Genomic DNA, 21,400 nt, shown 5'->3' with positions numbered 1-21,400 from the left:
CGCCGCGCCCGCCCTCGCGTGTGCTCAGGCGTTGACGCAGGCGTTGCCGAAGGCCGGGTTCAGCAGGCCGATGACGCTGACGGTGTTGCCGCAGACGTTGACCGGCACGTGGACGGGAACCTGGATCACGTTGCCCGAGCCGACGCCGGGCGAGTGGACGGCCGCGCCCTGTGCGCCCGAGCTGGCCGAGGCCGCGCCCGCACCGGCGGCGACGAGCCCGCCGGTCACCATCGCGACGGCGGTGATCCTCTTGAGGTTCTTCACTTCTCGATCCTCCTGGTGTTCGCCGCGGCCGGTCGCCGCGGTATGCACTGGAGAACGGGCCGGGGCCTGTCGCGATACGCCACACCGGCGACATACACACGTTCGTATGAATTTAGGCATGGGTTTCCGCCGGAGGGGCGCGGAGCCGCAGGGGCCGGGACGCGGATGAGGCGCCCGCCCGTCAGCCGGCCATCCCGTGCCGGACGGCCCACAGCGCGGCCTGGGTACGGTCGGCGAGGTCCAGCTTCATCAGGATGTTGGACACATGCGTCTTGACGGTCTTCTCCGACAGCACCAGACGGCGCGCGATCTCCCGGTTGGAGCGCCCGTCGGCTATCAGCGCGAGCACCTCGCGCTCCCGCTCGGTCAGGGAGGTGCCCCGGCCCGGCCCGCCGCCGGCCCCCTCCTGGCTGAGCAGGGCCCGGGCGACCTCCGGCTGCAGCAGGACGTGCCCGGCGTGCACCGAGCGGATGGCCCCGGCCAGCGCGTCGGGGTCGATGTCCTTGTAGACGTAGCCGGCGGCGCCCGCGCGCAGGGCGGGGACGACGGCGCGCTGCTCGGTGAAGCTGGTGACGACCAGCACCCGGGCGGGATTGTCCAGTTCACGCAGCTTGCGCAGCGCCTCGACGCCGTCCGAGCCGGGCATCCTGAGGTCCATCAGGACGACGTCGGGCCGCAGCTCCTCGGCGCGGGCCACGCCCTCCGCCCCGTCGGCGGCCTCGCCGACCACCTCGATGTCGCCCTGGACCTCCAGGAACGTGCGCAGTCCCCGGCGCACGACCTGGTGGTCGTCCACCAGCAGGACTCTGATCACCTCGCCGGCCTCTTCAGCCACCGGGCACCTCCATCTCGATCACCGTGCCCCCGCCGGGCTCCGACTCCACCCTCAGTGTGCCGCCGACCCCGTCCGCCCGGTCGCGCATCGACACCAGGCCCAGGCGGCGGCCCGCGCGGCGGACCGCCGAGGGGTCGAAGCCGCGTCCGTCGTCGGCCACCCGCAGCACGGCACCGGTGCCGCGGCGGGCGAGGAGGACGGTGACGCGCCGGGCGCCGGAGTGCCGCAGGGCGTTGTGCAGGGCCTCCTGCGCGACTCTCAGCAGCGCCTCCTCCTGGGCGACGGGCAGCGCCCGCACACCCTCCGCGCCGAATTCGACACGGGCGCTGTGCGCCCGGTCCAGGACCTGCACCTGGCTGCGCAGGGCTGCGACCAGTCCGTCCTCCTCCAGAGCGGCGGGACGCAGCTCGACGACGGCGGCCCGCAGCTCGTCGGCGGCCTCGGCCGCCAGCCCGGCGACCCTGCGCAGCTCCTCCCTGGCGCGTTCCGGGTCGCGGCCGACCAGGGCGGTGGCGGCCTGGGCGGTCAGCCGCAGGGAGAACAGCTTCTGGGAGACCGCGTCGTGCAGTTCGTGGGCGATACGGGCGCGCTCCCCGGCGATGGTCAGCTCGCGGCTGCGCTCGTAGAGGCGGGCGTTGGTCAGCGCGATGGCGGCGTGCTCGGCGAGCAGACGCAGCAGCTCCTCGTCCTCCCCGGTGAAGCCGCAGCCCGTCCCGGGGCTCTCGCACCGCTTGTTGGCGAGGAAGAGCGCTCCGAGCACCTCCTCGCCGTCGGCGACCGGCATGCCGATGAAGTCGGCCAGCTCCGGGTGTGCGTCGGGCCAGCCCTCGAAGCGCGGGTCCCGGCGGACGTCGGCGAGCCGCTGCGGGGAGACGTCGCGCAGCATGGCGGCGAGGATGCCGTGCTGGCGGGGCAGCGGCCCGATCGCCCGCCACCTCTCGTCGCTGACCCCGGCCACCACGAACTGCGCGAAGCCGCCGTGGTCGTCGGGGACGCCGAGGGCGGCGTACTCGGCGTCCAGCAGTTCGCGTGCGGAGGTCGTGATCGTCTGCAGGACCTCGCGGACCTCCAGGCGGCGGTTCATGGCGAGCAGGGCGGCGCTGACGGCCGCCAGCCCGGTTCTCGGGAGCATGCGGTCACGGTACCGGCGAGGGCTCGCGGTGCGGATCGGCCCGCCGCCCGGGAGGGCCCGGGCGGTGGTCGTAGGACCGGCGGCGGAAGCGCCGCCGTCCGGTGCCCGGCGGCTCAGTGGTTCGGCGGCTCCGGCGTACTTCCCGCCCCGAACGGCCTCCGCCCCGCCGGAAGGATCCGGCGGGGCGGGGCGTCATGTGGGCCGCGCGACCGCGCGGTCCACGTTCACTTGCGCATGACCTCCGGCTCGTGGCGGCGCAGCAGACGGGCCACCGCGAAGCCGCAGGCGACGCCGATGGCGAGCAGGATCAGCATGTCCATCACCCACACCCCCGTGCTGTGCTCCCACAGCGGGTCGAGGTTGGTGGGGTTGTCGCGGTCCCAGGGGGCCATGGTGCGCGACAGGTCGACGGTGGCTCCGGTGGCCGCGACCGCCCAGCGCGAGGGCATCAGCCAGGCGACCTGCTCGATGCCGGGCGCGTCGAAGACCTGGAAGAGCACGCCGGTGAAGACCAGCTGGATGATCGCGAAGCCCACCAGCAGCGGCATGGTCATCTCGGATGTCTTCACCAGCGAGGAGATCACCAGGCCGACCATCATGGAGGTGAGGCCGAAGGCGATGACCCCCAGGCACAGCTCGACGGCCGTGGGCATGATCAGGCCCTCTTCGGGCAGTTCGCGCACCGAGAAGCCGATGGCGCAGATGATCACACCCTGGAAGGCGGTGATCATCCCGAGGACGATCACCTTGGACATCAGATAGGCGGACCTGGACAGGCCCGTGGCCCGTTCGCGTTCGTAGATGACCCGTTCCTTGACCAGCTCGCGCACCGAGTTGGCCGCGCCGGACAGGCACATGCCGACCGCGAGGATCAGCAGGATGGTGCCCGCGTGCTGGTTGAAGCCCTCGGGGTTGCGTGTGAGGCCGTGGTCGGTGGGGATCACCGTGCTGACCACGCCCAGGATCACGGGCAGGACGACCATCAGGGCGAGGAAGCCCTTGTCGGAGGCGATGACCGACATGTAGCGCCGGGTGAGGGTCCACAGCTGGGACCCCCAGCTCTGCGGCTTGGGCGGCCGGGACGCCGGCGCGGGCGGGGCCGCGTACTGCGCGTACTGGGGGTGCTGCGCGTACTGGGCGTGCTGGGGGTGCGCCTGCTGCGGGGCGGCGGTGTCGAGGTCGGCGGCGTAGAGCCGGTAGTGCTGCGAGCCCTGCCAGCGGCCGATCCAGTCGTAGTCGCGGTAGTTCTCGAAGGCCGAGAAGACATCCGCCCAGCTCTCGTAGCCGAAGAAGTTCAGGGCCTCCTCGGGAGGACCGAAGTAGGCCACGCCGCCACCGGGGGCCATCACCAGGACGCGGTTGCACAGCGCGAGCTCGGCGACGGAGTGGGTGACCACCAGCACGGTGCGGCCGTCGTCGGCCAGCTCCCGCAGCAGCTTCATCACATCGCGGTCCATACCCGGGTCCAGGCCGGAGGTCGGCTCGTCCAGGAAGATCAGCGACGGCTTGGTGAGCAGTTCCAGGGCGACCGAGACGCGCTTGCGCTGGCCGCCGGAGAGGGAGGTGATCTTCTTTCCGGCGTGGATGTCGAGCTTGAGCTCGGCCAGTACCTCCTCGATCCGCGCGTTGCGCTCGGCCTCGGCCACGTCGCCGGGGAAGCGCAGCTTGGCGGCGTAGCGCAGGGCGGTGCGGACGGTCAGCTCCTTGTGGAGGATGTCGTCCTGCGGTACCAGACCGATGCGCTGGCGCAGCTCGGCGAACTGCTTGTAGAGGTTCCGGTTGTCGTAGAGGACCTCGCCGTCATCGGCCGGGCGGTAGCCGGTCAGGGCGCGCAGCAGTGTGGACTTGCCGGAGCCGGACGGGCCGATGACGGCCACCAGGGACTTCTCGGGCACGCCGAAGGTGACGTTGTCGAGGATCACCTTGCCGCCGTCGACCCTGACGGTCAGATGACGGGCGGAGAAGGAGACCTCACCGGTGTCGACGAACTCCTCGAGCCGGTCGCCCACCACCCGGAAGGTCGAGTGGCCGACGCCGACGATGTCGTCCGGGCCGAGGAGCGCCGTGCCCGACTTGGGCAGCGGCTGGCCGTTGACGTACGTGCCGTTGTGGCTGCCGAGGTCACGGATCTCGAAGCGGCCGCCGGGGGCGGAGCGGAACTCCGCGTGGTGGCGGGAGACCTGGAGGTCGGAGACGACCAGTTCGTTCTCCAGCGCGCGGCCGATCCGCATCACCCGGCTCGTCGAGAGCTGGTGGAACGTGGTCGGGTTGCGGTGGTCCCCGTGGAGCGGGGCGCCCGTCTGCTGTGGGGCGCCGCCGTGCGGGGGGACCGCGCCCTGGGGAGGCTGCGGCGCGTACTGCTGCGGCACCGGCTGCTGTACGTGCGGCTGGGCCTGCTGCGGGGCCTGCTGGTGCGGGGCCCGGGCCTGCGGCCGGTGGTCCCAGCCGGGGCCGCCCTGCGGCTGCGGCACCGGCTGCGCGGCGGGCGCCGCCTGCGCGGGAGCCGCCGCGGGAGCGGCCGCGGGCCGACCGGAGAAGGCCAGCCGGGGCCCGTCGGTGGCGTTGCCGAGGTGCACCACCGAGCCCGCGCCGATCTCCAGCTGCTGGACACGCCGTCCCTGCGCGTACGTGCCGTTGGTGCTGCCGTGGTCCTCGAGGAGCCAGCTCCCGCCGTCCCGGCGCAGCGTGGCGTGACGCCAGGAGACCCTGGCGTCGTCGACCACGAGGTCGCCCTGCGGATCGCGTCCGAGGGTGTAGGACCTGGACGGGTCGAGCGCCCAGGTCCGTCCGTTCAGTTCCAGTACGAGTTCCGGCACTCCATGCCCCACAAAGTTGTCCCCCGAGCTACCCCCTGTGTCGAGGGGGCTAGGGATGGTGAACGATCGTGGGGGAACTATTCCAGGCTCCGCGGCGGGACATGAAGTCGCCCCCGCCGGATGGTTGCCGAACCGCTACGGTCCGCTCCCCGGCCTCCGGCAGGAGCGGGAGAGGGGGGCGGGGAGGCGGCGGGGCCGAAGGCGCGGACCGCCCCGGCCGGGCCTGACCGGGGCTGTCCGGGGTACGGACGTGCGTACGGAACCGCCCTGGTGCTCGATACCGTAGGGATCATCATGAGCGCTTCGCAGACCCCGCCGCCCGTCCCCGCCGCCGTCACCGCCGGGGCGGACGCCGACACCCCCACCCTCCTGGTGAAGATCTTCGGCAAGGACCGGCCGGGCATCACCGCAGGTCTCTTCGAGACGCTGGCCGCCTACTCGCTGGACGTCATAGACATCGAGCAGGTCGTCACCCGCGGCCGCATCACCCTGTGTGCCCTGGTCACCACACCGGGCGGGAGCGGCGCCGAGGGAGGGCTGCGGGCGACCGTGCACTCCTGGGCGGAGTCGATGCGGCTCCAGGCGGAGATCATCTCCGGCCGGGGCGACAACCGGCCGCGCGGCACCGGCCGCTCCCACGTCACCGTGCTCGGCCATCCGCTGACCGCCGAGGCCACGGCCGCCATCGCCGCCCGGATAACCGGTGTCGGCGGCAACATCGACCGGATCTTCCGGCTGGCGAAGTACCCGGTCACGGCCGTGGAGTTCGCGGTGTCCGGCACCGGCACGGAGGAGCTGCGCACCGCTCTGGCCCCGAAGGCGGCGGCCCTGGGCGTGGACGTCGCCGTCGTCGCCGCCGGGCTGCACCGCCGGGCGCAGCGCCTGGTGGTGATGGACGTGGACTCCACGCTCATCCAGGACGAGGTGATCGAGCTGTTCGCGGCGCATGCCGGCTGCGAGGAGAAGGTCGCCGAGGTGACCGCCGCCGCGATGCGCGGCGAGCTGGACTTCGAGCAGTCGCTGCACGCCCGGGTGGCGCTGCTGGAGGGGCTGGACGAGTCGGTCGTCGACAAGGTGCGCTCCGAGGTCCGGCTCACGCCGGGAGCCCGCACCCTCATCCGCACGCTCAAGCGCCTGGGCTATCAGGTGGGGGTGGTCTCGGGCGGTTTCACACAGGTCACCGACGATCTGCGGGAGCGGCTGGGGCTGGACTTCGCCTCGGCCAACACCCTGGAGATCGTGGACGGGAAGCTGACCGGCCGGGTCGTCGGGGAGGTCGTGGACCGGGCGGGCAAGGCCCGGCTGCTGCGCCGCTTCGCGGCGGAGGCCGGGGTGCCGCTGGCCCAGACCGTGGCGATCGGCGACGGCGCCAACGACCTGGACATGCTCAACACCGCCGGGCTCGGGGTCGCGTTCAACGCCAAGCCGGTGGTGCAGGAGGCCGCGCACGCCGCGGTGAACGTGCCGTTCCTGGACACCGTCCTGTATCTGCTGGGTGTCACTCGCGAGGAGGTCGAGGCGGCCGACACCGCGGCCTGAGGCCGCCTGGCGCGGCGCCCTCGCGGGCCCGCCGGACCGGCGGGCCCGCCGCCGTCCCCGCCGTCCGGCATGTGGGGGACGTCAGTCGTGGGGTGCCCAGTGCGCCTCGAGGCGGCCGGTCCCGAGTTCCACGGACTTCCAGGAGCCGGTGAAGGAGACCACCGCCGCGGCGGAGGTGGGGAAGCCGATGTGGTCGAGCCGGCTCCTGGCGTCCTCCTCGGCCTCTCCGGCGAGGGCGTCGGCCATGGCGTGCATGCCGGGGTTGTGGCCGACGAGCATGAGGTCCACGACGTCGTCCGGCACCTCGTTGACCACCGCGATCAGTTCGCCGAGCGAGGCCTCGTAGAGCCGCTTCTCGTAGACCGTCCTCGGCCGCCGCGGCAGTTCGTGGACGACCAGCTTCCAGGTCTCGCGGGTGCGGGCGGCGGTGGAGCAGAGGGTGAGGTCGGGGAGGATGCCGCTGGCGGCGAGCCAGCGGCCGGCGGCCGGTGCGTCCCTGCGCCCCCGTTCCGCGAGGGGCCTGTCGTGGTCGGCCACGTCGTCGGGCCAGTCGGCTTTGGCATGTCGGAGGATGACGATCCTGCGTGACACATCGGCGCTCATGCCTCCAGCTTCGCACGAACGGCGGCGTGTGGCGCGGGGAGTTGGGGACCCTCCCCGACCGGGTGACCGCGCGGGCGGAGACGGCCTGTCAGCGCGACAGGAGTTCCCAGAGCCGGCCCAGCAGGTCCGCGAGGTACCCCCGGGACCCGGCGTCGGCGGCCTCGGCCCCGCCCGCGCCGCCGAGCAGGGCCAGCAGCACCGCGAAGGCGACCACGGGCAGCGCCGCGGCCCACCACGGCAGCCGTGCGTCCGCGCCGCCGGCCTCCGGCCGGGGGATGTGCCGGGTGGGTGCGTGGACCGTCATCGGGCTCGCCTCCGTCGTCTTCCGTGGCGTCTTGGGCGGTGTGCTCCGACGCTACGGACCGCGGGGTGGCCGCTCCATCCGGTGATCCACCCATTGCCCCCTGAGCCCGGCCCCCTAGGGGATGGTGGGGCCTGCCCCACCGCAGTCCCGCCGCGCCCGCCGCGGACGGAGAGGGCGGCGGGCGCGCGGGGCCGCGGCGGAGCGGGGCCGGCCGGTACGGCTACGGGGCGATGAGGGAGGCCAGAACGCCGATCACGACCGTGACGCCGAGCATCGCGCCGAGGACGAGGAGCAGTTTCTTCTGGCCGTTGGGCGGGTTGGGTTCGAGCACTGGCATGCGCCCAGTGTCGCACTCAGCCGCCGTCCTCCACGCACCGGTCGCGGCCCGCCACCAGGCCCACCATGAGCTGGGCGGTCATCAGGACGGCCATCAGCGCCAGGGGTGCGTGCCAGCCCCCGGTGTGCTGGTGGAGGGCTCCGACCAGCAGGGGTCCGGGAACGGCGATCAGGTAGCCGGTGCCCTGGGCGAACGCGGAGAGCTTGGCGACCCCGGCGCCGGTCCGCGCCCGCATCCCGATCATGGTGAGGACGAGGGGGAAGGCGCAGTTGGAGACGCCCAGCAGCAGTGCCCAGGCCCAGGCCCCCTGCGCGGGGGCGAACCACAGCCCGGCGTATCCGCCCAGTCCGCAGCAGGCCAGGACGGCGACGAGGGGGCCCTGGTGGCCGAGCCGGGCGGCGATCCGCGGCAGTACGTAGGACAGGGGGATGCTCATCCCCATGGTGACCGCCAGCAGCAGGCCGGCGGTGGGGGCGGGGACCCCGGCGTCGCGGAAGATCTGCGGCAGCCATCCCATGACGACGTAGGCGGCGGTGGCCTGGAAACCGAAGAAGACGCCGAGCGACCAGGCGGTGACGGAGCGGGTGATGCGGACCCCGGGGCCGGGACCGCCCTCCTCCCCGGCCCCGGCGCCGGCGGACGCGGCGGCACGGGCGCGGGCGCCGCGTACGACCGGCGCCCACACCAGCAGGGCCAGGGCGCCGGGCAGCGCCCACATCCCGAGCCCGAGGCGCCAGTCGCCGTCCAGCGCCCGGACCGCCGGGACGGTGAGGGCGGCGGCCGCGGCGGTGCCCACGGAGAGCGCCATGGAGTACAGGCCGGTCATCGGGCCGATCCGGTCGGGGAACCAGCGCTTGACGACCACGGGCATCAGGACGTTGCCGACCGCGATGCCCGCCAGCGCCAGTGCGCTGGAGGCCAGGAACCAGGCCGTTCCGCCGGCGAGGGGACGCAGCGCCAGCCCCGCGGTGACGGCGGCCATTCCGGCGAGCACCACGGTGGCCGGGCCCCAGCGGCGGGCCATCCGGGGCGCGGCGCCGCCGAAGACCGCGAAGCAGAGGGCGGGCGCGGAGGTCAGCAGCCCGGCGACGGTGCTGCTCATCGCCAGCGCCTCGCGGACCTCCGCCAGGAGCGGGCCGAGCGCGGTGATGGCGGGGCGCAGGTTGAAGGCGGCGAGGACGACGCCCACGACCAGCAGCCGCCGCGCCCACGGGGAGGCGCTCGCGGCCGCACCCGGCGAAGCGCCCGGAGCGGCGTGGGTGCCTACCCTGTCCGGGTTCCCCCCTTCGGCCCGGCGGTCGATGGTCACGGGATCCTCAGCCATGACATGCATCATAGAATCATCGGATGAATTGAGGCCACTTGGTGCGCCTCTCCGCTCGCCCGCCGTGCCCACCGCACCCGCCGACCCGGGAAGTGCCATGCCCCTGACCTCGCCCCGCCGCTCCGCCCTGGCCGACCAGGTCATCGACGCCCTGCGCGACCAGATCACATCCGGCGAGTGGCCGGTGGGCTCCCGCATCCCGACCGAGCCCGAGCTGGTCGAACAGCTCGGCGTGGCCCGCAACACCGTACGCGAGGCCGTACGGGCCCTCGCCCACAACGGACTGCTCGACATCCGGCAGGGCTCGGGCACCTACGTGGTGGCCACCAGCGAACTCGCCGGGGTGATGCACCGCCGCTTCGCGGACGCCGATCCGCGTGACGTGGCCGAGCTGCGCTCGGCACTGGAGGCCGAGGCCGCACGGCTGGCCGCGCACCGCCGTACCGAGCAGGACCTGCACCAGCTGCGGACACTGCTGCGCCGGCGCGAGGCGGCCTGGGAGACGGGCGAGGTGGATCGCTTCGTGGAGGCCGACGTCACACTGCACCTGGCGATCGTCAGGGCGTCCCACAACGAGGTTCTCACCGCGCTCTACGCCGACCTCGGCACCGTGGTGCGCACCTTCCTCCGCAACGACGTGGGCGAGGAGCTGCGCTCGGAGGGGTATCTGGACCACGGGCGGCTGGTGGACGCCATCGCCGACCGCGACGCGGAGACGGCCGCGCGGGAGGCGGGCTCGTACGCCCGGACCTGCCGGGGCTCCGGCTCCCGCGACTGACCCGCGCCCGGGCCCGGCTCCGGCCCGGCACGTACACCGGGCCGCCCCCGGTCCCGGCGCGGGACCGGGGGCGGCCCCGGGATTCCTTCGGTCGCGGGCGCGCTACGCGCCCATCATGTGGACGCCGCCGTCCACGTGCACGATCTCGCCGGTCGTCTTCGGGAACCAGTCCGAGAGCAGGGCGACCACGCCGCGCGCGGCGGGCTCGGGATCGGTGAGGTCCCAGCCGATCGGGGCGCGGGTCTTCCACACGTCCGCCAGTTCCCCGAAGCCCGGGATGGACTTGGCGGCCATGGACTTGATGGGCCCGGCCGACACCAGGTTGCAGCGGATGCCCTTGTCCCCCAGGTCGCGGGCGAGGTAGCGGGAGGTGGACTCCAGGGCGGCCTTGGCCACGCCCATCCAGTCGTACTTGGGCCAGGCCACCTGCGCGTCGAAGTCCATGCCGACGACCGAGCCGCCGCGCTTCTCCAGCAGCGGCAGCAGGGCCATGGTCAGCGACTTCAGGGAGTACGCCGAGACCTCGACGGCCGTGGCGACCGACTCCCAGCCGGTGTTGAGGAAGTTGCCGCCCAGGGCGTCCTGCGGCGCGAAGCCGATGGAGTGCACGACACCGTCCAGCCCGACGCCCTCGCCGAGGTGCTCGGCGACCTTGCCGGCCAGGGTGTCCAGGTGCTCGCTGTTCTGCACGTCCAGCTCGATCACCGGGGCCTCCTTGGGAAGCCGCTTGGCGATGCGCTGCACCAGCGACAGCCGCCCGAAACCGGTGAGGACGACCTCGGCGCCCTCCTCCTGCGCCAGCCGGGCGACGTGGAAGGCGATCGAGGAGTCGGTGAGCACCCCGGTGACCAGGATGCGCTTTCCGGCGAGAAGTCCGCTCATGACGTTCAGTGACCCATGCCCAATCCGCCGTCCACGGGAATGACGGCTCCGGTGATGTACGCGGCCTCCTCCGAGGCCAGGAAGCGCACCGAGGAGGCGACCTCCTCGGGCCGGGCGTAGCGGCCCAGCGGCACCTGTTCGACGATCCTGGCGCGCTGCTCGTCGGTGAGCGCGCGCGTCATGTCGGTGTCCACGAAGCCCGGCGCGACCACGTTGCAGGTGATGTTGCGGGAGCCCAGCTCCCGGGCGACCGAGCGGGCGAAGCCGACCAGGCCCGCCTTGGAGGCGGCGTAGTTGGCCTGCCCCGCCGAGCCCAGCAGGCCGACGACGGAGGAGATCAGCACGATGCGGCCCCTGCGGGCGCGGAGCATGCCCCGGCAGGCGCGCTTGACGACCCGGAAGGTGCCGGTGAGGTTGGTCTCCACCACGGAGGTGAAGTCCTCCTCGGACATCCGCAGGAGCAACTGGTCCCGGGTGACACCGGCGTTGGCGACCAGCACCTCGACCGGGCCCTGCCTCTCCTCGATCTCCTTGTAGGCCTGCTCCACCTGCTCGGCGTCGTTGATGTCGCACTTGACGGCGCAGAAACCCTCCGGCGGCTCACCCGACCGGTAGGTGACGGCGACCTTGTCGCCCGCGTCGGCGAACGCCCGGGCGATGGCCAGGCCGATGCCGCGGTTGCCTCCGGTGACGAGAACCGAGCGGCTCAAGGGAACACCCTCTTCCGTAGGGAGCAGGTACTCCGCAAGAAACTATCGTCCGGTCCCGCGCGCCGGAGAACGGGTCCCCGACAGGGGCTCTGCCGGGGGCCTGTGGGGTTCCTACAGAAAGCCGCTCCGGGCCGGGGCGTACACCCGGCCTCGGGGCCCGTACGGGGAGCGACTGTACGGGAATCAGACGACCACACAGCGTTCTGGTCCACCACCCTGGGGCGCGCATGGTGCAGGAGCACGAGGAGGCGCATCATGACAGTGATGCCCGAACGACCGACGGCCATGGACGTTCCCTCCGGCACCGCCGGCTTCCGGGCGCTGTGCCGCACTCTGCTGGACGTGGAGGAGCAGGCCGCCGCGGTGTTCTGGCGCCGGTCCGAGCAGGGTTACGACTCGCGGCTGACCACGCCCTTCGGGGAGCCGCCGCGCATCCCCGAGCCCTTCGGCCGCGGCCTGGGCACCTCGTGCTTCAGACCTCCGCCGGGGAGCCGGACGGCGCGGAAGGCCGGTGAAACGGAGCGGCTCCGCCGGGGACCGGTGAGCGGGGGCGCCTGCCCCGGACCAGCCGGGTCAGCCCTCCGGGACCGGCGGCGGACCGGTGACGGCGGGCCCGGCGACCGGGCCGCGCTCCCCCTCCCCGGCCTCCTCGCCCTCGCCCTCGTCCCCGGGGCGTTCGCGTCCGGTCCGTGCGGACCGCTCCTCCCCTTCGGGGCGCCGCTCCTTCTCCCCCTCGTTCCGCTCCCTGCCCGTGCCGCTCCTCATCTCGGACGGGTCGTGCTGCCTGCCGTCGTAGGGCCCTGAGTAGTCGCTCACGGCACGCTCCTTCCCGCGGTTCTCTCTCCTGTGGGCCGGCGAGGGCCGGCCCGGCCGCGAGTACCCCGGAGCACCGCGCGAACACACCGGCGGCCGGGTCACTTCCGGCTCTCGCGGCTCTCACGGCGGTCCCGGAGGGCCGCGGCGAGCACCGGCACCAGGCCGAGTGCCAGCGGTGCGAGCACCGCGGCGAACAGCCAGGCGGACACCTGCGGGTCCGGCTCGGTGCGCCACATCACCGCGCACGTCACGGCGATCGACAGGCCGATGCAGAACCCGAGCAGGAGCGTGGCCCTGGCCGTCCGCAGCGCCGAGGCGCGGGTGGCGGGACGGTTGACCAGGGAGGAGGACCGCTCACCGGGAGCGAGTTCGTCCTCGGCGCGCATCCGCAGCGCCGCCGCCGAGGTGGCGGCCATCACCGCGACGGTCCCGGCGTATATCAGGACGGGGAGGAAGACCGCGCCGACGGACTTGTCCGCCCAGGCGTCGATCCCACCGGGGCCGATGTGCTGCGGCACCTTCTCCGGAAGACTGGGATACACCGCGGCGCCCCAGACCGTCAGCCCCGCCAGCACGGCGAGCTGCGGCAGCAGCCACACCCACGGAAAGCCCGGCCGGCTCTCGTCCCCGTCCCCCATGTTCCCCTCCCGGTGCCTCTCTTCGCTCCCCCGCTCCCTCACCGGCCAGGGTAGGCCCGCCGGGACCGCGACCGCCGTTTATCGGCCGCGGCGGGCCTGTGGAGCATGGTTCACTGCGGTCATGCATCGACAAGGAGGAGCGTCCGTGGTGCACGAGATCGATGAGTCCTTCCTGGCGCTGCCGCTGCGCGCGCTCGCCGACGCGGCGCTCGCGCGGGCCCGGGCTCTGGGGGCCGAGCACGCCGACTTCCGTTTCGAGCGGAACCGCAGTGCCTCCTGGCGGCTGCGCGACGCGAGGCCGGCCGGGTCGTCGGACATCACCGACGCCGGATACGCGGTGCGCGTGGTGCACGACGGCGCGTGGGGTTTCGCCTCGGGGGTGGACCTGACGATGGACGCCGCCGCGAAGGTGGCGGGCCGGGCCGTGGAGATGGCGAAGCTGTCGGCGAGGGTCGCCGAGGCCGCCGGCGGCGCGGCCGCGCGGAGCGGCTCCGCCGGGGACCGGTGGGCGATGGGCGGACGGGTGGAACTGGCGGACGAGCCGGTGCACGGTGAGCGCACCTGGGTCTCCTCCTACGAGGTCAACCCGTTCGACGTGCCGGACGCGGAGAAGACCGCCCTGCTGGCCCAGTGGAGCGAGCGGCTGCTGGGGGCGGACGGCGTCTCGCACGCGGACGCCTCGCTGCTGACCGTGCAGGAGAACAAGTTCTACGCGGACACCGCCGGCACCGTCACCACCCAGCAGCGTGTCCGCCTGCACCCGGAGCTGACGGCCGTGTCCGTGACCGACTCCGGCGACTTCGACTCGATGCGGACCCTGGCCCCGCCCGCCGGCCGGGGCTGGGAGTACATGACCGGCACCGGCTGGGACTGGGACACGGAGCTTGCGCTCATCCCGGAGCTGCTGGCCGAGAAGATGCGCTCGCCCGGTGTGGAGGCGGGCTCCTACGACCTGGTGGTCGACCCCTCCAACCTGTGGCTGACGATCCACGAGTCGATCGGCCACGCCACCGAGCTGGACCGGGCGCTGGGCTACGAGGCGGCGTACGCGGGCACCTCCTTCGCCACGCCCGACGGGCTCGGCACGCTGAAGTACGGTTCGCCGGCCATGAACGTCACCGGCGACCGCACCGCCGAGCACGGGCTGGCCACCATCGGCTACGACGACGAGGGCGTCGAGGCGCAGTCCTGGGACCTGATCAGGGACGGGATCCTGGTGGGCTACCAGCTCGACCGGCGGATGGCGAAGCTGACCGGGCTGGGCCGCTCCAACGGCTGCGCCTTCGCCGACTCCCCCTCCAGCGTCCCCGTGCAGCGCATGGCGAACGTCTCGCTCCGGCCCGATCCGGACGGGCCGTCCACCGAGGAGCTGATCTCCGGAGTGGAACGGGGGATCTACGTGGTCGGCGACCGCTCGTGGTCGATCGACATGCAGCGCTACAACTTCCAGTTCACCGGGCAGCGCTTCTTCCGGATCGAGAACGGACGGCTCGCCGGGCAGCTGCGCGACGTGGCCTACCAGGCCACCACCACCGATTTCTGGGGCTCGATGGAGGCCGTGGGCGGGCCGCGGACGTATGTGCTCGGCGGCGCGTTCAACTGCGGCAAGGCCCAGCCGGGCCAGGTCGCGTCCGTCTCGCACGGCTGCCCCTCCGCGCTCTTCCGCGGCGTCAACATCCTCAACACCGCCCAGGAGGCCGGCCGATGATGAAGCCCCCCGCCCCCCACGAGGTCGTCGAGCGCGCCCTGGCGCTGTCGCGGGCCGACGGCTGCGTGGTCATCGCCGACGAGGAGTCCACCGCCAACCTGCGGTGGGCGGGCAACACGCTGACCACCAACGGGGTCACCCGGGGCCGCACCCTCACCGTCGTCGCGACCGTCGACGGTTCCGAGGGGACGGCGTCGGGGGTGGTCTCCCGCTCGGCCGTCACCGACGACGACATCGAGCCGCTGGTGCGGGCCGCGGAGGAGGCGGCGCGTACGGCGGGCCCGGCCGAGGACGCCCGGCCGCTGGTGGAGGGCACGCCGGCCTCCGCCGACTTCACCGACACCCCTGCCGAGACGTCCTCGTCGGTGTTCGACTCCTTCGCCCCGGCGCTGGGCGAGTCCTTCGCGCGGGCCCGCTCCGGGGGCCGGGAACTGTACGGCTTCGCCCACCACCAGATGGTCTCCACCTACCTGGGGACCTCCACCGGACTGCGGCTGCGCCACGACCAGCCCACCGGCACCCTGGAGATCAACGCCAAGTCCCCCGACCGCACCCGGTCGGCGTGGGCGGGCCGGGCGACCCGCGACTTCGCCGACGTCGACCCGCTGGCGCTGGACGCGGAGCTGGCACGGCGGCTGGAGTGGGCCGGGCGGCAGGTGGAGCTGGAGGCCGGGCGGTACGAGACGCTGCTGCCGCCCAGTGCCGTGGCGGACCTGCTGATCTACCAGATGTGGTCGTCGGCGGGGCGCGACGCCGCCGAGGGGCGCACGGTGTTCGGCAGGCCCGGCGGTGGCACCCGGGTGGGCGAGCGGCTGTCGGAGCTGCCGCTGAGGCTCTACAGCGATCCGGGCGCCCCCGGCCTGGAGGCGTCGCCGTTCGTGATCGCGCACTCCTCCGGCGACGACGCCTCGGTCTTCGACAACGGCCTGCCGCTGCGGGCCACCGACTGGATGCGCGACGGCGAGCTGCGCCATCTGCTGACCACCCGGCACTCGGCGGAGCTGACGGGCCTGCCGGTGGCGCCGGGGATCGACAACCTGGTCCTGGACGCGGGCGGCACCGCCTCGCTGGGGGAGATGGTCGCCCGCTCCGGCCACGACGGCCCGGCCCTGCTGCTGACCTGCCTGTGGTACATCCGCGAGGTGGACCCGGCGACACTGCTGCTGACGGGGCTGACCCGCGACGGCGTCTATCTGGTGGAGAACGGCGAGGTCACGGGCGCGGTGAACAACTTCCGCTTCAACGAGTCGCCGGTCGACCTGCTGTCGAGGGCCACCGAGGCGGGGCGGACCGAGCGCACCCTGCCGCGCGAGTGGTCGGACTGGTTCACCCGGGCGGCGATGCCCGCCCTGCGCGTGCCGGACTTCAACATGAGTTCCGTCAGCCGGGGTGTGTGAGCGGCCGCGCGAAGGGGACGGCGCGGGAGCGCGCCGTCCCCTTCGCCGGGATGTCCGGTACGTCAGGCCGTCCGCCTGCCCCCGCCCCTGATCCTGGCGTACAGGGGCGTGCCCAGCGCGACGATCAGGACGGCTCCGGCAAGCTGGAGCAGGTGCCGGATCCAGTCGATGCCCGCGGTGTCCTCCACTCCGATCCCACCGGCCACGGCGTTCCCGATGACGCTGCCGATGATTCCGAAGATGGCGGTCAGCCACAGCGGGATGTTCTGCCTGCCCGGAAGGATGGCGCGGGCCAGCACACCCAGGACCAGACCCACGACGATCGCCCACAACCAGCTCATGTCGCCTCCTCGTGCGTCGCGCTCCGTGCGCAGCGCGTTCGGTTCGTGCGATGGGGCGCCTCCTCCGCACGGCCGGTGAGCCGTCCGGGTGGGAGCCGTCCCCGGCGCATCGGGTGCCCTCTACCCGACGTCGTATGCGGCGGAGTCGGGGCGTAGTGTGGAAAAGGCCGGGAACCAGGCGGGAACGCTCCCGGATACCGGCCGCAGAAGCAGGTGGTGAGTGTGAGGCGCAGGCAGCGCGGTCCCGAGGTGTTCCGGATCACCGGGGCCCGTCAGGGGCTGGCGGAGGACGTCCGGGGCCGGGAACGGCGCTACGTGGTCTCGATGCTGGTGCGCACCGCGGCGGTCCTGCTGACCGTGATGCTGTGGGACGTGCAGCGTCCGCTCGCCGTGGCGGCCCTGGTGCTCGGCGCGACCCTGCCGTATGTGGCGGTGGTGATCGCCAACGCGGGGCGGGAGAACACGCCCGCGATCCCCGACTCCCTCGTCTCCGCGCCGCCCCGGCAGGCACTGGGACCGGCCGGACACCCGGCGGGCGCCGAGGGGCACGAGCCCGGCCCCGGGGCGCGCACGATACGGCAGGATCCGCCGGAGCGGGACGAACCGGAGGCCGGGCGGGGACCGGACCACAGGGCGGAACCGGGCGGTGAGCGGGATCCGGGCCGCCGGGAGCACCGGCGTCCGGAACCGGGGCAGGAGCCGAGCCGCTCGGGACCCGGCCGGCGCGACTGATCCACCGCGGCTCCACCGCGGCCGGGAAGCTCAGGAAAACCTCAGATCAATCATGCTGTTCCGGTGCCCCGGCGGTGGGTGCGCGTGCCATACTGCGTACACGCTCCGCATCCCCCGTCGGAGCGACGGACCGACGCCGGGCGGCTCCCCCCGTGGCTGCCCGGCGTCGTCATGTCCGGACCGTGTTTGGATGGGGGCGTGACCGATCCCGTGACCGCGCCCCTGCCCGACGCCGCCACCCCCGTCTGCTCCGCCAAGGGCTGCCGTGAGGCCGCCGTGTGGGTGCTGGCCTGGAACAACCCCAAGCTGCACGCCCCGGAGCGCCGCAAGACCTGGCTGGCGTGCGAGGAGCACCGCGAGTACCTGTCGCGGTTCCTGGGGGTGCGGGGCTTCCTGAAGGACGTGGTGACCCTCGCCGACTGGGAGAGCGGGAGAGACCGGGAGGGCGGACAGGAGCCGGAGGGGTCAGCCGCCGATCGCTGACATCGGGCGGGCCGGCTGGAGGAAGGACGGGTCGTCCAGGCCGGAGCCGGCCTTCTTGCCCCACATCGCCGCCTTCCACAGCCGGGCGATCTCGGCGTCGTCCGCGCCCGAGCGCAGCGCGCCGCGCAGATCCGACTCCTCACGGGCGAAAAGGCAGGTGCGGACCTGTCCGTCGGCCGTCAGCCGGGTGCGGTCGCAGGTGCGGCAGAAGGGCCTGGTGACGGAGGCGATCACACCGACGCGGTGCGGACCGCCGTCGACGATCCAGCGCTCGGCGGGCGCCGAGCCCCGGCTGTCCTCCCCCTCCGGGGCGAGAGAGAAGCGGGTGCGCAGGGAGGCGAGGATGTCGCCCGCCGTGATCATGCCCTCGCGGCGCCAGCCGTGCTGGGCGTCCAGCGGCATCTGCTCGATGAAACGCAGTTCGTAGGAGTGCTCGACGGCCCAGGAGAGCAGGTCGGGGGCCTCGGTGTCGTTGAGGCCCGGCATCAGCACGGCGTTGACCTTGACCGGGGAGAGCCCCGCCTCGCGGGCGGCCGCCAGACCGGCGAGGACGTCGGCGTGGCGCCTGCGGCGGGTCATCCGCGAGAAGACCTCGGGGTCGAGGGTGTCCAGGGAGACGTTGACCCGGTCCAGCCCGGCCGCGCGCAGCGCCCCGGCGGTGCGTTCCAGACCGATGCCGTTGGTCGTCAGCGACAGCTTCGGACGCGGCTCCAGGGCGGCGCAGCGCTCGACGATGCCCACCAGCCCGGGGCGCAGCAGCGGCTCGCCGCCGGTGAAGCGCACCTCCTCCACGCCGAGCAGGGTCACCGCGACGCGGACCAGGCGGACGATCTCGTCGTCCGTGAGCAGGTCGGGCTTGGCGAGCCACTCCAGGCCCTCCTCGGGCATGCAGTAGGTGCACCTCAGATTGCACCGGTCGGTGAGCGACACGCGCAGATCGGTGGCGACCCGGCCGTAGGTGTCCAGCAGCATGCCGACGGTCCCCTCCCACGGTTGGACATCTGCCTCGCAGCGTACGCGACGCCCGCGCCGTCCGCCGGGGACACCACGGCGGGAACGGGTGCCCGGTGTCCGGCCGGCAGTCCGGCCATTGCCGCTCCCCCCGTGTGAGCGATAGCTTCCGTCGTCATACATCCGTACGGTCAAATCCGATAACCGGACGGCTTGTTGAGACTCCTGCGTTCACACGGACGTTCACACGGATACGGAGAACCCATGGCATCGAGACCCTCCAGCCGACGCCGCGCCATCGCGGTGCCGGTCGGGCTGGCGCTGACCGCCTCCCTGGCCCTGCTGCCGGGCGCCGGCACGGCGCTGGCCCAGGAAGCGGGTGTCCCGGCGGCCGCGACGGCGGCCGCGGACGGCGAGCAGCTGTCGTACGTGGTCAACACCTCCTCCCATCCCGGCACGATCAGGCGGGTGGAGCGGGAGATAGCCAGGGCCGGCGGCACGGTCGTCGTCACTCACCGGGACATCGGCGTGATCGTCGCCCACTCGGCGAACCCCGGTTTCGCCGAGCGGATGCGCGAGGTGCGCGGCGTGCACTCCGCCGGCGCCACCCGCACCGCGCCGCTCAGGCCGGCGGGCACGACCGAGGTCGGCGCCCCGCGGTACGTGGCGGAGCCCGCCCGCACCGGCGCGGCCACGGCCGCCGCCGAGGGCGAGCCGATGGAGGCCGACCTGTGGGGTCTGCGTGCCATCCGCGCGGACGAGGCCGCGAAGGTCAACCCGGGCAGCGACAGGGTCACCGTCGCGGTCATCGACACCGGTGTGGACGACACCCACCCGGACCTGGCCCCGAACTTCTCGGCGGGCCAGTCGGCGAACTGCGTCGGCGGGGTGGCCGACACCTCCGAGGGGGCCTGGCGGCCGTACACCGACGGCGACTACCACGGCACGCACGTCGCGGGCTCCATCGCCGCGGCGCGCAACGGCGTGGGCGTGGCGGGCGTCGCGCCGGGCGTGAAGGTCTCCTCCATCAAGGTGAGCGAGCCCGACACCAGCCTCTTCTATCCGGAGGCCGTGATCTGCGCGTTCGTCTTCGCGGCCGACAAGGGCGTGGAGATCACCAACAACAGCTACTACATCGACCCGTACCTGTACAACTGCGAGGACGACGCCGACCAGGGCGCGGTCGTGGAGGCGGTCCGCCGGGCCGCGCGCTACGCCGAGCGCAGGGGCACTCTGCACATCGCCTCGGCCGGCAACTCCAACCACGACCTCGCCTCGGACGCGATCGTCGACGGCACCAGCCCGAACGACACCACCCCGGTCGAGCGCACCATCGACCCGTCGGATTGCCTGGACCTGCCCACCCAGCTGCCGGGCGTGGTGACGGTGACGGCCACGGGCGTGCAGGACCTGAAGTCGTACTACTCCAGCTACGGGCACCGCGTCGCCGACGTGGCGGCGCCGGGCGGCGACCGGTTCCAGATCCCGGACACCCCGTCGGGCAACGGCCGGATCCTGTCGACCATGCCGAACGACTCCTACGCCTTCCTGCAGGGCACCTCGATGGCCAGCCCGCACGTCGCGGGCGTGGCGGCGCTGCTCAAGAGCAGGCACCCCTGGGCCAGCCCGGCGATGCTCCAGCTCATGATGAAGGCGCAGGCGGACAACCCCGGCTGCCCGGATACCTACGACCCGGACGGCAACGGCGTGGAGGACTCCACCTGCGAGGGCGGCAAGCGCGTCAACGGCTTCTACGGCCACGGCATCGTCGACGCCCTGGACGCCGTCAGGTAACCGGACGGTACTCCCGCCGCGATGCCGGCGGTCCGTCAGGAAGCGGCGGGGACCGAGGGGTCGGGCCCGGTGGGCCCGGCCCCTTCCGGGGTTCCGGCCGCCTCCACCGCCCCCGCCGCGCCCAGGGCGGGTTCGGGGGCCGTGGAGGCGGGCCCTGGCACCGGCGGCTGCCAGCCGGGCCCGCGGAAGAGCCGCCCGGCGGCCTCGCGCCAGTCGCGCGCCGCCCGCAGGTCCCGGGCGATCGCCGCGTACTCGTGGGTGGCCACGCGCAGCGGGTTGTAGGTGTCGATGTTCTTGGTGAGCCCGTAGACGCACGGCTCGGTCTCGGGCGCGAAGGAGCCGAAGAGCCGGTCCCACACGATGAGGATCCCGCCGAAGTTGCGGTCCAGGTAACCGCCCTGGGAGGCGTGGTGGACCCGGTGGTGCGAGGGCGTGTTGAAGACGTACTCGACCGGCCCCGGCAGTCTGCCGATCCGCTCGGTGTGGATCCAGAACTGGTAGACCAGGTTGACCGAGTGGCAGAAGGCGAGCACGGCCGGGTGCATGCCGAGGAGGATCAGCGGCAGGTAGAACGGCCAGCCGGTCAGGGACGTCCAGGGCTGGCGCAGCGCGGTGGTGAGGTTGAACTTCCGGCTGGAGTGGTGCACCACGTGGCAGGCCCACAGGATGCGGATGACGTGGTGGCCGCGGTGGGACCAGTAGTAGAAGAAGTCCTGCGCCAGGAGCATCGGCAGCAGGGTCCACCACTCGACGGGGATCCGCAGCGGGGTGAGCGCGTAGACCGCCGAGTAGACCGCCACGATCGGGATCTTCCACAGGGCGTCGAAGAAGAGGCTGCCCAGGCCCATGGAGACGCTGGTGGCGGCGTCCTTGGCCTCGTAGCCCGCGACGGGGCCGTCCGGCTCCTCGGGGTGCAGGCGGTAGCTGACCATCTCCAAGGCCGTCAGCAGCAGGAAGGCGGGAATGGACCACAGCACGACGTCGGGGAGGTTCGGCACGCTCGGCATGGGTGCACC

At 73.2% G+C, this 21,400-nt stretch carries 22 protein-coding genes; 7 read left to right on the top strand and 15 right to left on the bottom strand.

Annotated elements, in window-relative coordinates:
* Nucleotides 1-24: 24 nt before the first annotated feature.
* The 4 genes from ACW69E_RS07675 to ACW69E_RS07660 form a co-directional block, all read right to left on the bottom strand.
* On the bottom strand, nt 25-231 hold the full coding sequence (locus tag ACW69E_RS07675) for a chaplin (RefSeq protein ID WP_457497438.1): 207 nt from the start codon (nt 229-231) through the stop codon (nt 25-27).
* 214 nt (nt 232-445) lie between these two features.
* Nucleotides 446-1,099 (bottom strand): response regulator, encoded by a 654-nt coding sequence (locus ACW69E_RS07670; RefSeq protein WP_457497413.1) that lies wholly within the window; start codon nt 1,097-1,099, stop codon nt 446-448.
* Nucleotides 1,092-2,231: a GAF domain-containing sensor histidine kinase gene (locus ACW69E_RS07665; protein WP_457497412.1), complete on the bottom strand. Its 1,140-nt coding sequence runs from the start codon at nt 2,229-2,231 to the stop codon at nt 1,092-1,094. The genes ACW69E_RS07670 and ACW69E_RS07665 overlap by 8 nt, the downstream gene beginning before the upstream one ends.
* A 224-nt stretch (nt 2,232-2,455) precedes the next feature.
* A complete protein-coding gene (locus ACW69E_RS07660) occupies nt 2,456-5,047 on the bottom strand; it encodes an FHA domain-containing protein (protein WP_457497411.1) in 2,592 nt (863 codons plus the stop codon).
* A 294-nt stretch (nt 5,048-5,341) separates the two neighbouring features.
* Between ACW69E_RS07660 and serB the strand changes: the two genes are divergently transcribed.
* Entirely contained in the window at nt 5,342-6,586 is a 1,245-nt protein-coding gene (gene serB, locus ACW69E_RS07655; RefSeq protein WP_457497410.1) for a phosphoserine phosphatase SerB, read from the top strand.
* 81 nt (nt 6,587-6,667) lie between these two features.
* On the opposite strand, the gene ACW69E_RS07650 is transcribed toward serB, so the two are convergent.
* The 4 genes from ACW69E_RS07650 to ACW69E_RS07635 all read right to left on the bottom strand — a co-directional run bounded on the left by ACW69E_RS07650 (nt 6,668) and on the right by ACW69E_RS07635 (nt 9,154).
* Nucleotides 6,668-7,189: a SixA phosphatase family protein gene (locus tag ACW69E_RS07650; RefSeq protein ID WP_457497409.1), complete on the bottom strand. Its 522-nt coding sequence runs from the start codon at nt 7,187-7,189 to the stop codon at nt 6,668-6,670.
* 88 nt (nt 7,190-7,277) lie between these two features.
* The gene (locus tag ACW69E_RS07645) at nt 7,278-7,493 is read right to left on the bottom strand and encodes a hypothetical protein (protein WP_457497408.1); all 216 of its coding nucleotides are present in this window, start codon (nt 7,491-7,493) and stop codon (nt 7,278-7,280) included.
* 220 nt (nt 7,494-7,713) lie between these two features.
* Complete coding sequence (locus ACW69E_RS07640; RefSeq protein WP_256462728.1) at nt 7,714-7,830, bottom strand: SGM_5486 family transporter-associated protein; 117 nt, start codon at nt 7,828-7,830, stop codon at nt 7,714-7,716.
* Between the two features lie 16 nt (nt 7,831-7,846).
* Nucleotides 7,847-9,154, bottom strand: a complete 1,308-nt coding sequence (locus ACW69E_RS07635; RefSeq protein WP_457497407.1) for a CynX/NimT family MFS transporter — start codon at nt 9,152-9,154, stop codon at nt 7,847-7,849.
* Between the two features lie 97 nt (nt 9,155-9,251).
* Here ACW69E_RS07635 and ACW69E_RS07630 point away from each other — a divergent pair, with 97 nt between their 5' ends.
* Nucleotides 9,252-9,932: a FadR/GntR family transcriptional regulator gene (locus tag ACW69E_RS07630; RefSeq protein WP_457497406.1), complete on the top strand. Its 681-nt coding sequence runs from the start codon at nt 9,252-9,254 to the stop codon at nt 9,930-9,932.
* A gap of 102 nt (nt 9,933-10,034) precedes the next feature.
* Here the strand turns inward: ACW69E_RS07630 and fabI are convergent, their stop codons facing one another.
* The 4 genes from fabI to ACW69E_RS07610 form a co-directional block, all read right to left on the bottom strand.
* Complete coding sequence (fabI, locus tag ACW69E_RS07625; RefSeq protein WP_457497405.1) at nt 10,035-10,814, bottom strand: enoyl-ACP reductase FabI; 780 nt, start codon at nt 10,812-10,814, stop codon at nt 10,035-10,037.
* 5 nt (nt 10,815-10,819) lie between these two features.
* Nucleotides 10,820-11,524: a 3-oxoacyl-[acyl-carrier-protein] reductase gene (gene fabG / locus ACW69E_RS07620; protein WP_457497404.1), complete on the bottom strand. Its 705-nt coding sequence runs from the start codon at nt 11,522-11,524 to the stop codon at nt 10,820-10,822.
* 573 nt (nt 11,525-12,097) lie between these two features.
* Nucleotides 12,098-12,340 (bottom strand): hypothetical protein, encoded by a 243-nt coding sequence (locus ACW69E_RS07615; RefSeq protein WP_457497403.1) that lies wholly within the window; start codon nt 12,338-12,340, stop codon nt 12,098-12,100.
* Nucleotides 12,341-12,438: 98 nt separating this feature from the next.
* On the bottom strand, nt 12,439-12,978 hold the full coding sequence (locus ACW69E_RS07610) for a DUF1648 domain-containing protein (RefSeq protein ID WP_457497402.1): 540 nt from the start codon (nt 12,976-12,978) through the stop codon (nt 12,439-12,441).
* A gap of 145 nt (nt 12,979-13,123) precedes the next feature.
* Between ACW69E_RS07610 and ACW69E_RS07605 the strand changes: the two genes are divergently transcribed.
* Nucleotides 13,124-14,686 (top strand): TldD/PmbA family protein, encoded by a 1,563-nt coding sequence (locus ACW69E_RS07605; protein WP_457497401.1) that lies wholly within the window; start codon nt 13,124-13,126, stop codon nt 14,684-14,686.
* A complete protein-coding gene (locus tag ACW69E_RS07600; RefSeq protein ID WP_457497437.1) occupies nt 14,686-16,083 on the top strand; it encodes a metallopeptidase TldD-related protein in 1,398 nt (465 codons plus the stop codon). Before ACW69E_RS07605 ends, ACW69E_RS07600 begins: the two co-directional genes overlap by 1 nt.
* Nucleotides 16,084-16,145: 62 nt before the next feature.
* Here the strand turns inward: ACW69E_RS07600 and ACW69E_RS07595 are convergent, their stop codons facing one another.
* Entirely contained in the window at nt 16,146-16,424 is a 279-nt protein-coding gene (locus ACW69E_RS07595; protein WP_457497400.1) for a GlsB/YeaQ/YmgE family stress response membrane protein, read from the bottom strand.
* A 222-nt stretch (nt 16,425-16,646) separates the two neighbouring features.
* Between ACW69E_RS07595 and ACW69E_RS07590 the strand changes: the two genes are divergently transcribed.
* Together ACW69E_RS07590 and ACW69E_RS07585 are read left to right on the top strand one after the other, a co-directional pair.
* Nucleotides 16,647-17,156 carry a DUF3099 domain-containing protein gene (locus ACW69E_RS07590; protein ID WP_457497399.1) on the top strand — a complete coding sequence of 170 codons (510 nt, stop codon included), beginning with the start codon at nt 16,647-16,649 and terminating at the stop codon, nt 17,154-17,156.
* A 198-nt stretch (nt 17,157-17,354) separates the two neighbouring features.
* On the top strand, nt 17,355-17,639 hold the full coding sequence (locus ACW69E_RS07585) for a hypothetical protein (RefSeq protein WP_457497398.1): 285 nt from the start codon (nt 17,355-17,357) through the stop codon (nt 17,637-17,639).
* Here the strand turns inward: ACW69E_RS07585 and moaA are convergent.
* The gene (gene moaA, locus ACW69E_RS07580) at nt 17,622-18,611 is read right to left on the bottom strand and encodes a GTP 3',8-cyclase MoaA (protein ID WP_457497397.1); all 990 of its coding nucleotides are present in this window, start codon (nt 18,609-18,611) and stop codon (nt 17,622-17,624) included. The genes ACW69E_RS07585 and moaA overlap by 18 nt on opposite strands.
* 243 nt (nt 18,612-18,854) lie before the next feature.
* On the opposite strand from moaA, the gene ACW69E_RS07575 reads away from it, so the two are divergent.
* On the top strand, nt 18,855-20,384 hold the full coding sequence (locus ACW69E_RS07575; protein WP_457497396.1) for a S8 family peptidase: 1,530 nt from the start codon (nt 18,855-18,857) through the stop codon (nt 20,382-20,384).
* Nucleotides 20,385-20,419: 35 nt separating this feature from the next.
* Here the strand turns inward: ACW69E_RS07575 and ACW69E_RS07570 are convergent, their stop codons facing one another.
* A complete protein-coding gene (locus ACW69E_RS07570) occupies nt 20,420-21,391 on the bottom strand; it encodes a sterol desaturase family protein (RefSeq protein WP_457497395.1) in 972 nt (323 codons plus the stop codon).
* Nucleotides 21,392-21,400 lie beyond the last annotated feature (9 nt).

The organism is Streptomyces sp. SS8, assembly GCF_054072955.1.
This window is presented reverse-complemented; position numbering and strand designations above follow the sequence as displayed.